The organism is Klebsiella sp. WP3-W18-ESBL-02 (genome assembly GCF_014168815.1).
GTDB lineage: Bacteria > Pseudomonadota > Gammaproteobacteria > Enterobacterales > Enterobacteriaceae > Kluyvera > Kluyvera ascorbata_B.
This window is the reverse complement of the sequence record NZ_AP021972.1, coordinates 1,929,397-1,941,669: the sequence shown is the minus strand read 5'-3', so window position 1 is coordinate 1,941,669 and position 12,273 is coordinate 1,929,397. Positions and strand designations below refer to the sequence as shown.

At 55.6% G+C, this 12,273-nt stretch carries 12 protein-coding genes and 2 tRNA genes; 2 read left to right on the top strand and 12 right to left on the bottom strand.

From position 1 onward, the window contains the following. Window positions 1-55 precede the first annotated feature (55 nt). The 3 genes from H7R56_RS09075 to H7R56_RS28035 form a co-directional block, all read right to left on the bottom strand. Window positions 56-131: transfer RNA gene (locus H7R56_RS09075), tRNA-Asn, on the bottom strand. 141 nt (window positions 132-272) lie between these two features. Next, window positions 273-1,739, bottom strand: a complete 1,467-nt coding sequence (locus H7R56_RS09070; RefSeq protein WP_106930020.1) for an EmmdR/YeeO family multidrug/toxin efflux MATE transporter — start codon at window positions 1,737-1,739, stop codon at window positions 273-275. After that, window positions 1,715-1,894, bottom strand: coding sequence for a DUF5951 family protein (locus H7R56_RS28035; RefSeq protein ID WP_219906275.1), 180 nt, complete (start codon window positions 1,892-1,894; stop codon window positions 1,715-1,717). The genes H7R56_RS09070 and H7R56_RS28035 overlap by 25 nt, the downstream gene beginning before the upstream one ends. A 6-nt stretch (window positions 1,895-1,900) precedes the next feature. Between H7R56_RS28035 and H7R56_RS09065 the strand changes: the two genes are divergently transcribed. After that, a tRNA-Asn gene (locus H7R56_RS09065) sits at window positions 1,901-1,976 on the top strand. A gap of 118 nt (window positions 1,977-2,094) precedes the next feature. Here the strand turns inward: H7R56_RS09065 and cobT are convergent. The 6 genes from cobT to dacD form a co-directional block, all read right to left on the bottom strand. Beyond that, the gene (gene cobT / locus H7R56_RS09060) at window positions 2,095-3,147 is read right to left on the bottom strand and encodes a nicotinate-nucleotide--dimethylbenzimidazole phosphoribosyltransferase (protein WP_182928584.1); all 1,053 of its coding nucleotides are present in this window, start codon (window positions 3,145-3,147) and stop codon (window positions 2,095-2,097) included. A 25-nt stretch (window positions 3,148-3,172) separates the two neighbouring features. Then, window positions 3,173-3,913: an adenosylcobinamide-GDP ribazoletransferase gene (cobS, locus tag H7R56_RS09055; RefSeq protein ID WP_106930024.1), complete on the bottom strand. Its 741-nt coding sequence runs from the start codon at window positions 3,911-3,913 to the stop codon at window positions 3,173-3,175. After that, complete coding sequence (gene cobU, locus H7R56_RS09050; RefSeq protein ID WP_106930067.1) at window positions 3,910-4,455, bottom strand: bifunctional adenosylcobinamide kinase/adenosylcobinamide-phosphate guanylyltransferase; 546 nt, start codon at window positions 4,453-4,455, stop codon at window positions 3,910-3,912. Before cobU ends, cobS begins: the two co-directional genes overlap by 4 nt. 198 nt (window positions 4,456-4,653) lie before the next feature. After that, window positions 4,654-4,974 (bottom strand): DUF496 family protein, encoded by a 321-nt coding sequence (locus H7R56_RS09045; protein ID WP_106930025.1) that lies wholly within the window; start codon window positions 4,972-4,974, stop codon window positions 4,654-4,656. A gap of 200 nt (window positions 4,975-5,174) precedes the next feature. Continuing rightward, complete coding sequence (locus H7R56_RS09040; RefSeq protein ID WP_106930069.1) at window positions 5,175-6,233, bottom strand: FUSC family protein; 1,059 nt, start codon at window positions 6,231-6,233, stop codon at window positions 5,175-5,177. A gap of 98 nt (window positions 6,234-6,331) precedes the next feature. Continuing rightward, on the bottom strand, window positions 6,332-7,498 hold the full coding sequence (dacD, locus tag H7R56_RS09035) for a serine-type D-Ala-D-Ala carboxypeptidase DacD (protein ID WP_106930027.1): 1,167 nt from the start codon (window positions 7,496-7,498) through the stop codon (window positions 6,332-6,334). A gap of 214 nt (window positions 7,499-7,712) precedes the next feature. Here dacD and sbcB point away from each other — a divergent pair, with 214 nt between their 5' ends. Further along, entirely contained in the window at window positions 7,713-9,137 is a 1,425-nt protein-coding gene (gene sbcB, locus H7R56_RS09030; RefSeq protein WP_106930029.1) for an exodeoxyribonuclease I, read from the top strand. 101 nt (window positions 9,138-9,238) lie between these two features. Here the strand turns inward: sbcB and tsuB are convergent, their stop codons facing one another. From tsuB to plaP, 3 genes are all read right to left on the bottom strand, one after another. Then, entirely contained in the window at window positions 9,239-9,463 is a 225-nt protein-coding gene (gene tsuB, locus H7R56_RS09025; protein ID WP_106930031.1) for a thiosulfate utilization sulfurtransferase TsuB/YeeD, read from the bottom strand. A 10-nt stretch (window positions 9,464-9,473) separates the two neighbouring features. Further along, window positions 9,474-10,529 (bottom strand): thiosulfate utilization transporter TsuA/YeeE, encoded by a 1,056-nt coding sequence (gene tsuA / locus H7R56_RS09020; protein WP_106930071.1) that lies wholly within the window; start codon window positions 10,527-10,529, stop codon window positions 9,474-9,476. Window positions 10,530-10,718: 189 nt separating this feature from the next. Then, complete coding sequence (gene plaP / locus H7R56_RS09015) at window positions 10,719-12,077, bottom strand: putrescine/proton symporter PlaP (protein WP_106930033.1); 1,359 nt, start codon at window positions 12,075-12,077, stop codon at window positions 10,719-10,721. Between the last annotated feature and the right edge of the window lie 196 nt (window positions 12,078-12,273).

Sequence of the window (12,273 nt, the reverse complement as noted above, 5' to 3'; positions counted from 1 at the left end):
ATTTTCCTGAACGCAGGAAAGCAAAAAGCCTGCTCGAAAGCAGGCTTTTTAAATTTGGCTCCTCTGACTGGACTCGAACCAGTGACATACGGATTAACAGTCCGCCGTTCTACCGACTGAACTACAGAGGAATCGTGTGAACGAGGCGCATATTATCGGGGTGCCCCGTGGTTGTCAAAGCCTGATTTGCAGAAAATTACGCGTTTGCTGATTTAATCTGCAATCAGGTTGAAAACTGACTTTTTTTGCCGATTTTCACCGCAATCAGGCGGTTATGCGGCATCCTCTTTCTTCGCTGGCGCATATTTCCACGCCCAGCGCCCGGTAATCAGACGGCGATAGAACAGCGCGGCGCGGGTAGCCCAGTCGAGGAACATCCCCATCCAGACGCCGACGACCCCCCATCCCAGCACGATACCCAACACGTAGCCCACCACCACGCGACAGCCCCACATGCTCAGCATAGACACCCACATCGCAAAGCGTACGTCCCGAGCACCTTTAAAACCGGCTGGCAGCACCCACGAAGCAGCCCAGATAGGCATAAAAGCAGCGTTCATCCACAGCAGGATTTTCACCACGTCTTTAACATCCTGCTCATGGGTATAGAACGAGGCAAACAGTCCGGCAAACGGTGCGGTTCCCCATGCAATCACCGTGAGCACAATCGTCGACATCCAGAATACATGGCGCAGCTGCCGTTCCGCCTGCGCCAGTTGGCCGGTACCAAGACGTTTACCGGTAATAATGGTCGACGCTGAGCCCAGCGCGTTACCCGGCAGGTTAATCAATGCCGCCACCGAGAAAGCGATAAAGTTACCGGCGATAACGTCAGTCCCCATCCCGGCGACGAACATTTGCGTCAGCAGCTTGCCGCTGTTAAACAGCACCGACTCTACGCTCGCCGGAATGCCAATGCCCATGACCTCCCAGATGATGGCGAAGTTCAGGGGTTTGAAGTAGCTTTTAAGCGGAATGCGCAACGCCGGATTAAAGCCGACCATCAGCACGTAGATAGTCACCACCGCGCCGATATAGCGCGAAATCGTCAGCCCCAGCCCGGCTCCGGCGAACCCCAGGCCATCCCAGCCAAAGGCCCCGTAAATCAGCACGCTGCTGATCATAATGTTCAGGATATTCATGCCGCCGTTTATCATCAGCGGGATCTTGGTGTTTCCCGCACCACGCAGCGCACCGCTGCCAATCAAGGCAATCGCCGCCGCCGGGTAGCTCAACACGGTCAGTTCAAGGTAGGTTAACGCCAGCGCTTTCACTTCCGGCGTGGCATCTCCGGCCACAATATTGATAATTTCCGCGCCGAAATAGTGAATCACCGCCGCCAGCACGATGGCGAACAAGGTCATGATGACCAGCGACTGACGCGCCGCCGCCCGCGCCTTGCGCCGGTCGCGTCGGCCCAGGCTGAAGGCCACCACCACCGTGGTCCCAAGGTCAATCGCGGCGAAGAACGCCATGATCACCATATTGAAGCTGTCGGCCAGGCCCACGCCGGCCATCGCTTCTTTGCCTAACCAACTGACGAGGAATGTACTCAGTACACCCATCAGTAAAACGCAGGTATTTTCCAGAAAGATGGGCACAGCAAGGGGGGTGATTTCACGCCAGAAGAGAACTCGATAACTTTTGCGTTTTTTATACCAGGGCGTGCGTGAGACGGCCTGGCGAAGCACGGCGGTGACGTTCAAAATGGGCCTTAGTTCTGAAAGTTGAAACTCCATTTCAAATGATGAGGGAGAAACCGCGTTCCTGCAAAACATTTTTCCTTAATTTTTGTCTGCAATGGCGACAAATTGTTGATGGAATAGGCAACTGCACCACAAAGCGTGAATTGGGGTTTGACAAAAGTTTTTTCGCCGCTAAGATACGACTCCACAACGATTCCTCTGTAGTTCAGTCGGTAGAACGGCGGACTGTTAATCCGTATGTCACTGGTTCGAGTCCAGTCAGAGGAGCCAAATCTGAAGATCCCGCTTAAGGAAACTTAAGCGGGATTTTTGTTTTTGTGGTTCAGACGCCCGAAAATGAGCAACGGCCAGAATAGCTGCGCCGACAGGCGTCGGCGCAATGACGTTCTTAAACCGGCAGGACGATATTACTGCCCGCCAGCGTGCCCATGCGGTTATACATCGTGCAGGCGGACTCAACAATATACATCGCCATCGCCGCGCCGCTGCCTTCCCCCAAGCGCATATCCATATGTAAATACGGCTCCAGCGCCAGATGCGTCAGCGCAATGCGCGCCCCTTTCTCGGCGGAGAAGTGCGAAGGAATCAAATACGGCTTCACGCCCGGCGCAATCCGGCAGGCTGCCAGCGCCGATGCGTAAGAAAGGAAACCGTCCAGCACGACCGGTAGGCCACAGGAGGCCGCGCCGAGCATCACGCCGGTCATACCCAGCAGATCGTAGCCGCCCACTTTCGCCAGCACGTCGAGACCGTCATCGGCATCCGGTTGGTTTGCAGCGATAGCGCGGCGCACCACGTCAACTTTATTCGCCAACTGCGCCTGCGGCAGGTTCGCGCCGACGCCAACCACCGCCTCTGGTTCACTGCCGGTCAGTACGCTGACCACGGCCGCCGCTGGCGTTGTATTTGCCATCCCCAGTTCACCCACGCCGAACAAAGTAACGCCCTGCTCCGCCAGAGTGCGGGTATAGTCAATCGCAGCCATCAGGACGGTCTGTGCCTGTTCTGCGCTCATGGCTGGCCCGCGGGCAATATTGCCGCTGCTGCGCGCCACCTTCATCTCCACCAGTCCTGGGATAGGGTCAGCATCAATGCCCACGTCAATCACGTGCACCTCAGCCCCCGCCTGAGCGGCCAGCACGCAGACGCCGGTATTGTGTCGGGTCATATTAACCGCCTGAATCGCCGTAACCACCTGAGGCGAAACGGCAACCCCCTCATGCCAGACGCCGTGATCGGCACACATAACAAGCATGGCTTTCCTGGCGACATGTGGCGTGCCGCGCAGACCCGGCATCCCCGCCAGCTGTACCGCCAGCGCTTCCAGCCGCCCCAGACTGCCCGTTGGTTTTAAGAGCCCATCAATATGCTGCTGCGCATGCGCCATGGCGGCGCTGTCGACGTCAGGAATAGCCGCCAGTCGTGAAGTCAGTGTTTGCATTATCTCTTTCCGGTTAATCGCTGGCTTACAGGAGCGCCAGCAAGAAAATCACTTCGCCCAGTTCAATTGCCGCGCCCAGGGTGTCTCCGGTCTGCCCTCCCAGCGTGCGCTTGAGCAGCAGCCCCAGGATAAAGACGCCGATAAACGCCACCAGCAACGCAAGCAGACCGTGCATGCCTAACAGGGCAGCTACCAGCGCAGCGCCGATAACTAGGGTAACCCAGGTCTGACGGAAGGTGATTTTACCGATGAACAGGTTACCCAGCCCCTCTTCACGCGCGTAGCGATGACGGTACATCATCAACACCGAAGCAGAACGGCCGGCAATACAGGCACCGGCCATCGCCGCCAGCATCGGCGTGTCGCGCAGGGCCAGTTCGCTCACCGCCAGCACTTTCGCCAGCAGCACAAAAATCAGCGCCAGGCCACCGTGGGTGCCCAGGCGGCTGTCGCGCATGATTTCTAACATCTTTTCGCGGCGACGGGCGGAGAAAACACCGTCACAGGTATCGGCCAGACCATCGAGATGAAAGCCTCCGGTCAGCAGGGCCAGCGTCAACACGGCAAAGAAAGCCGCCAGCGGAATCCCGCACCAGGCCTGTACAATCACAAAGACCAGGCCGCTCAGCGCGCCGAGCAGCAACCCGATAACGGGAAAGGTCAGCACACCACTGACATAGCGATCCAGATCCAGCCCCTGCGACCAGCGCTGTGGCACCGGCAGACGGCTCATAAAAGAGAGTGTGGCGAAAAACAGTCGGCTCATTTTATTTTGACTCCAATCCCTGATACCACCAGCCAGACGTCGTCCGCCGCCTGTGCCAGCTTTTGATTCACGCGCCCAGCAATATCGCGAAAATGCCGGGCCAGACGATTCTCGGGCACAATGCCCATCCCCACTTCATTAGTGACCAGCACCACCGGCGACGGACAGCGTTCGCAAGCAGCAATCAGCGCGTCAATTTCAGCGCTGACCTCAGCCTCAAGGGCGGCAAAATCCCAACGTTCGATAGCTTGTGCATCACCAGAGGCAAATAAAATATTGGTGATAAGCGTCGTGATGCATTCCAGCAAAATGGCTTCGTTGGGATCGTTGTGCGGGGTAATGATGTCGGCAAGGTGCTGCCAGCGTTCTTCCGTACGCCAGTGCGCGGGGCGGCTATCCCGGTGGTGCTGAATACGCTCGGCCATCTCGGCGTCAAAAATTTGCGAGGTGGCGATATAACAAACCTGAGGATACTGGCTGAGTAACGATTCAGCGTGACGGCTCTTGCCGCTGCGCGCGCCGCCGGTCACCAGCATCATGATTGCGCTTCCTGATGTTGCTGCATTGTTCGCGAGTTCCTTTGATATCAATACGTTCCCACATAACTGTGGCTTATATATCAAACAGAGAGCTTTATACTCCGCATTGCTCGCAATGTCACTGAGGTTGTATCGGCGGGAAGAGGAAGGACGGTATTCAGGGGGCCAGGTGACGGCAGCGCCGCCACCTGAGAACGACGGTTACTCGCTTTTCTGCTCGCCCATCACTTTCAGTTTTTTAGAGATGTCGCGGCGTTCTTTGGACAGCTCGGCATTTTTGATGATGTAGTCATCAACGCGATCTTCGTAGTCGCCCTTCATGCTGGCAATGATGCCCTGAATAGCTTCAACGCTCATGCCCGGTTTGATGTAGTCGCTGAGGTTGTCCAGCAGCAGGACGCGCTTCTGGTTGTCACGGATCTTTTTCTCTACGTCCTGGATTTCGCGCTGCAGCTTGTTCTTACGACGGAACAAACGCACAAACTCCAGTACGTCCTGAAACGAAGGTTTCGTGGTTTCCATTTTTATACCCCTGATAGTTGAGAGTCGGATTCGTTAAAACAACGGCTACACGATAAGGTACACATTACTGATATGCCCTTCAACCGGTAAGATTTATGCGCCGCCGTTGTCGCAAACATTCTTTTTTGCTTTGGCTTCATCATAACCCTAAAGCGTGCTGAATCGAAACAACCAGACGCAAAACCGCGCGCATCTGTCTTTTATTTACGCAAAGCGCGGCACATCAGACTCGACAGCAGCTCCAGCTGGCGGGCAAGCTCCATGCTCAGCCAGACGTAGCCGTGAATCGGCGTTTCCGCCAGATTCTCGCCCGGGTGCTCCTTCACCAGCTGGCGCAGCTCCGCCACAATGTCGTTCAGCTTTTCGCTATTGGCTTTGATTGGCCGCGGGTTACCCTCATACAGCGCATGGGCAATCGCCAGCAGCGTTTGCTGGGTCATCATCTGCGTTTCCCGCAGCGTATGAGCGTTCAGCATCAGCAAATGGCTTGGGCGGGTCGCCCAGTGGGCGTTGATTTGCAGCTCCAGCATGCAGACAAGGTTACGGCTGACGGTCTGGATGGCTTCGAAGATACCTTTATGAATATGCGTTTCTTTGCTGGCAGGCGTAATCAGCCCGCGCATTTTCACCACATCGTTAAGCACCGTTTGCAGATGTTTTTCCAGCCGCGGCCGCTCTATCAGGTTCGGCGACAAACCCGCCTGGTAGATCCGATTAAACTGCGTCACAAACGTCGCCATCTGGATGCGCCAGTGAATAAACGCCCGCTGCGGATAAATACCGGTAAACAGCATAGCCAGCAGACAGCCGAAAATGACGTCGCCGCTTCGCCAGAGCGCGGTAGTAATGTCGCCAGGCGGAGCCCCAACCACCACGCCCAGGGTGATACCAATCAGCAGAGCCTGATAGGGCTTTTTGCCTAGCGCCAGCCAGCCGCACAGGAACATCGCGGCCGCACACCAGATAATCATCAGCGGCAACGAGATAAGCTCCAGCTTGAGCGCCACCAGCCCCAGCGCCGAGCCAAGAATGGTGCCGCCAATACGCTGAAACGCGCGCGGTACCACGTTGCCCCAGAAGGAGATAGGCCCCATCACGACGACCAGGGTAATCAGCGGCCAGGAGCCTTCGGGGATCCCCGCCAGGCGGACGATGATAAACGCCAGCGCGAATGCCAGCGCAATGCGCGCGCCGTGCACGGTACGATAGTGGCGATAGAGACGAATTTCAAAAGGGCTGAGTGACTTATCCGGGCGCACACCCATTCTCCAACAAAATGAAAGGCTGAATTGTAACGATTCTGCCCTTAGGCGACTACAGCGAGATAAAAACGCCCCACTTTGTGGGGCGATCGTCATTACACTTTATGGTGCAGATAGTCACTCAGACGGGAGAAGATTCCGCCTTTATCGACGCTTTCCAGCGTCACCAACGGCCACTGCGCGACCACTTTATCGCGGTCGAGCAGTTGAATTTCCCCCACCCGCTGATGCGCAGCAATAGGCGCTTCGAGCTCTTTTTTATCCAGCACGTATTTGGCTTTGATATTGGGTACTTCGGCCTTAGGCAGCGCGAGCCAGAAGTCCTGATCCGTACCCAAATCGATCTTCTCTTTGTCGCCGTACCAGATACGCTCGGTACCGACTTTTTTACCGCTGTGCAGAATCTGCACGGTGTCAAAATTCTGTTGTCCCCAGCGCAACAGCGTGCGCGCCTGGTCTTCGCGGCCTTTTGGGCTATCGGCGCCCATCACTACGGCAATCAGGCGACGTTGGCCATCGACCGCAGAAGCGATCAGATTGAACCCGGCGCCGGAGGTGTGGCCGGTTTTCAGGCCGTCGATATGCATGGTTTTTTCCCACAGCAGGCCGTTACGGTTCTGCTGGGTAATGCCGTTCCACGTCAGGCTCTTTTCGCTGTACATGTGGTAGAACTCGGGCTCGCCGTGAATGATGGCGCGTGAGAGAACGGCCAGATCGTAAGCCGAACTGTGCTGGCCCGGCGCATCCAGGCCGTGAACGGTTTCAAAATGAGTGTCGCGCAGGTTTAGCTTTTGCACATAATCATTCATCATTTTGACAAACTGCGGCTGGCCTCCGGCCACGTAGTCCGCCAGCGCCACGCAGGCATCGTTGCCGGAATCGACGATCAGGCCGCGGCTCAGATCGCGCACCGACACGCGATCGCCGGCTTTCAGAAACATCAGCGAGGAGCCATCAAACACCGGGTTTCCGGCCGCCCACGCATCGCGACCGACGGTGACGATATCATCAGGCGTAATACGATGGCTATCGATCGCGCGATCGACCACGTAGCCGGTCATCAGCTTGGTCAGGCTGGCGGGATTGCGCTGCTGATGTTCATTACCTGCGGTTAAAATTTGCCCGGTTGTGTAATCCATAAGAACCCAAGCGCCGGCTTTAATGGCTGGTGGGGTGACGGAAGGCATTGCGACGTTGTCGGCAAACGCACAAGAAACGCTCGAAGCGAGCAAAGATACGGCAACAAGAAAACGGGCTTTCAACGGTACATCCTCAACTTATACAAATTCGTCGTCCTTTTTACGGAACTTCGCGCTTCCTGGCTGGCATAAATTGCAAGAAAATATGACATAACGCTATTTACGCATTAAAAAATACGCTGCGCGGCCGGTTCCAGAATTCGCCGCCGCCCTTCTGATGCTCGGCGAAATCGTTTACCATGAGCATTCAATGCCATACACGGACACAGTAAACGCTATGCAAGAGACCTCCAGCGCGCCGGGATTCCTGTTTCACGACTACGAAACCTTTGGAACCAGCCCTTCCCTCGACAGACCCGCGCAGTTCGCCGCTATCCGTACCGATAAAGACTTTACTATCATCGGTGAGCCAGAGGTCTTTTACTGTAAACCTGCGGACGATTATCTGCCGCAGCCAGAAGCGGTGCTGATTACCGGCATTACGCCGCAGGAGGCGCGTGCGAAAGGGGAAAATGAGGCCGCATTTGCCAAACGCATCCACGACATTTTCACCGTGCCGGATACCTGCGTGGTGGGCTACAACAACGTCCGCTTCGATGATGAAGTGACGCGCAATATCTTCTATCGTAACTTTTACGACCCCTATGCCTGGAGCTGGCAGAATCGCAACTCGCGCTGGGACCTTCTTGATGTGATGCGCGCCTGCTACGCCCTCCGCCCGGACGGCATCAACTGGCCGGAAAACGAGGACGGCCTCCCGAGTTTTCGTCTGGAGCACCTGACCAAAGCCAACGGTATTGAGCACAGTAACGCCCACGATGCGATGGCGGATGTTTATGCCACTATCGCCATGGCAAAGCTGGTAAAAACGCAGCAGCCGAAGCTGTTCGACTACCTGTATGCCTACCGCGGCAAGAACAAGCTGATCACGCTGATTGACGTGCCGCAAATGAAGCCGCTGGTTCATGTTTCTGGCATGTTCGGCGCATGGCGTGGCAATACCAGTTGGGTCGCGCCGCTGGCCTGGCATCCGGATAACCGTAATGCGGTGATTATGGTCGATCTGGCAGGCGACATAAGCCCGCTGCTGACGCTGGACGCCGATGCGCTACGCGAACGGTTATATACCGCCAAAGCCGATCTCGGCGACAATGTGCCGGTGCCGATTAAACTGGTGCACCTGAACAAATGTCCGATACTGGCGCAGGCGAATACTCTGCGACCGGAAGACGCCGATCGCCTGGGCATCAACCGCCAGCACTGCCTGGATAACCTCAAGCTGCTGCGCGACAACCCGCTGGTACGTGAGAAAGTGGTCGCCATTTTTGCCGAGGCAGAGCCATTTGTTCCGTCGGACAACGTCGATGCGCAGCTCTACAACGGTTTCTTTAGCGATGCCGACCGCGCAGCGATGAAAATTGTACTGGAAACCGAGCCGCGTAACCTGCCGGCGCTGGATATCACTTTCGCCGACAAACGAATTGAAAAACTGCTCTTTAACTTCCGGGCGCGCAACTTCCCCGGCACGCTTGATGAGACCGAGCAGCAGCGTTGGTTGGAGCACCGCCGACAGATTTTTACGCCGGAATTTTTACACGCCTATGCTCAGGAGCTGGAGACGCTGTACGGTCAGTATGAAGGAAATAACGAGAAGCTGACTTTGTTGAAGGCGCTGTATCAATACGCGCAGGAGATAGTGTAAGCACTGACTGGTAGGCGTAGCGCCATCAGGCGCTACAGCGCCGCTTGCCGGATAAGAGCGTTGGCATATTCGACAAGCGGCATCACGTTATGCTGATAGCATTATTTCTGTACGGTAATCGTCCACGCCGCATCGCCGGACTGCTGATAGTCGGTCACCGTAAACCCCTCTTCTGCCGCCCACTGTGGGATGGCCTCCGTCGCCTGAGTACAGTCAAATTCAATGACCAGTTGGTCGCCGCGGGACAGCTCCGCCATCGCCGCTTTCGCTTCAATTAACGGGAACGGGCAAACCTGCGTGACAACATCCAGTTTCTTAATAACCATTTTCTACTCCTTAAGCCGCTGCGGTTTTCAGCTTAGCTTTCCGCTGCGGGCGAACATACAACATCCACGACGCAGACCACACGCCGAGGATCATAAATACCAGGCCAATCCAGCCCTGCCAGGTCATCATCGCGGTCATCACCAGACCATTACCGATGGAACAACCGCCAGCAATGCTTGCGCCAAAGCCCATCAGGACACCGCCACCGGCGCTACGCAGCGTGGTGCTGGCGTCCGCGGCGCGAACGCGAAACTCACGGCTGGCTTTTGCGGCAATAAACGAACCGATAAAGATACCCAGCACCAGGAAGACGCCCCAGTTGAGGAACTTCGCATTGCCGCCGACCAGAAACTGCAGAATATTGGCCGTCGGTGAGGTGATCCCCAGGCCAAACATACGGCCGGTGGCTTCGCTCAACGGCCAGGCCAGCAGCGCAATCAGGCCAATCAGCACGGCCGTTACGAACGGATGCCAGCGTTTTTCAAACAGAATATGCGCCAGCCCGCGGCGGCGCGGCGGCAGCGAGGCCACCTTTAGCTTCGGCTTACGCAGTTCTTTACGTACCAGCCACAGCGTCACCACCACCAGCAGCGCAATCATCGGCCACACGGAAATATTGAGGGTTTCGGCAATACCGTTGTGGGCCGTCGTGTGCTGGCCAAGAAAGGCGTTCAGCCCCGCCGCATGTGGAGAACGCATGACCGCACTCATAACCATATAGGTCACCAGAGCAATCCAACTGCCGATCAGCCCTTCCCCGGCGCGATACCAGGTGCCGGTAGCGCAGCCGCCCGCATAGACGATACCCATACCGAAAACAAAGCCGCCAACTACCGTGCCCAGCCACGGGAATGCTCCGGCATCGTACTGCACCAGCCCAAGCTGAATGAGCGAGAAAACGCCGATACTCTGGATACAGATAGCAATCAGCAGCGCATAAAACATACGGTTATTTTTGGCGATATACATGTCGCGAAAGCCGCCCGTCAGACAGAAACGACCGCGCTGCATAACGAATCCCAGTAAGGCCCCGCAAATTATTCCGCTTATTATCATGTGCAACATAAGAATCAATTAACTCAATATAATCAGGTCTGAAATTATTCCTGACCGAGCCTGACCGCACCAATAACCAAAAGCTCTATATTATTACCGGTGGTTATTAATGAAGTTTTTTTTAGTCGCTCATGACATGAAAGCAAAAAAAAACCGGAGGCCCAGGCCTCCGGTTTTGCAACCATCGTTTTAATTCAGTTATGCAACATCTTCGTACTGCGGAACCGGGTTACGGAAGCTTTTGGTCACACAGGCCAGGTAAATCAGGCCGATACCGGCCCAGATCAGGCCCAGAACCATTGAGCTCTCTTCCAGGTTCACCCACAGTGCGCCAACGGTCAGCGCGCCGCAGATCGGCAGGAACAGGTACTGGAAGTGATCTTTCAGCGTCTTGTTACGCTTCTCACGGATCCAGAACTGAGAAATCACGGACAGGTTGACGAAGGTGAACGCCACCAGCGCACCGAAGTTAATCAGCGCGGTTGCCATCACCAGGTCGAAGTTAATCGCCAGCAGCGCAATCGCCCCCACCAGGATGATGTTCATCGCCGGCGTACGCCAGGTCGGATGCACGTAACCGAAGAAGCTTTTCGGGAACACGCCGTCACGGCCCATCACGTACATCAGGCGCGCCACGCCAGCGTGCGCCGCCATACCGGAAGCCAGCACGGTGATGGTCGAGAAGATCAGCGCGCCAACCTGGAAGGCTTTACCCGCCACGTACAGCATGATTTCTGGCTGTGAGGCGTCCGGATCTTTAAAACGAGAGATATCCGGGAAGTACAGCTGCAGGAAATAGGTGGAGAAGATGAAGATCATGCCACCAATCAGCGCCGTCAGGAAGATAGCACGCGGAATCACACGCTCAGCGTCTTTGGTTTCTTCAGACAGGTTGCTGATACCGTCAAAGCCGGTAAACGAGAAGCACAGAATCGTTGCCCCGGTAATCATCGGGATCACGTGTGCGTCACCCGACCAGAATGGACGGTTGCTTGCCAGCGTACCGGCACCTTCGCCGTGCGCCACACCATAGATAACCATGCCCAGAATGACGGCAATCAGCACCACCTGGAACAACACGATAACGGTGTTGAAGTTGGCGACAGATTTAATGCTGCGCAGGTTAAACGCGGTCATAAAGGCCACCAGTGCAATGACGAATACCCATGACGGAATCGACGGCACCAGCGCTTCAAAATAGATTTTTGCCAGCAGGATGTTGATCATCGGCGCGAACAGATAGTCGAGCAGAGAAGACCAACCCACCATAAAGCCAACGGTCGGGCTAATGGATTTCTGGGCATAAGTGTAGGCAGAGCCCGCCGACGGATAGCGGCGTACCAGCTTACCATAGCTCAGGGCAGTGAACAGAATCGCCACCAGAGCGAAAGCATAAGCTGTTGGCACATGACCGTCGGTCATGCCAGATACGATACCGAACGTATCAAACAGCGTCATCGGCTGCATATAGGCAAGGCCCATCATAACAACCGGAATAAGCGTAAGCGTTTTACGTAATTCCACGCGAGAGGTGTTTGGAGTAATGTTATGCGACACGGTTAGTCCCCTTGACGGCGATAGCCGGTGCAAAATTGAAAAATTGCCCCATTTTTTTTCTGTTTCCTCAGCGACAACGACTGTCGTTTTTTAAGTAAGTATCTATCCGGTACGAAGCCCGGCCTCTTTTATTTGATGGTTGTTTTGATGTAAAAAAATAACCGACGCGGCAAGCACGTCGGTTAATCTCAATTTT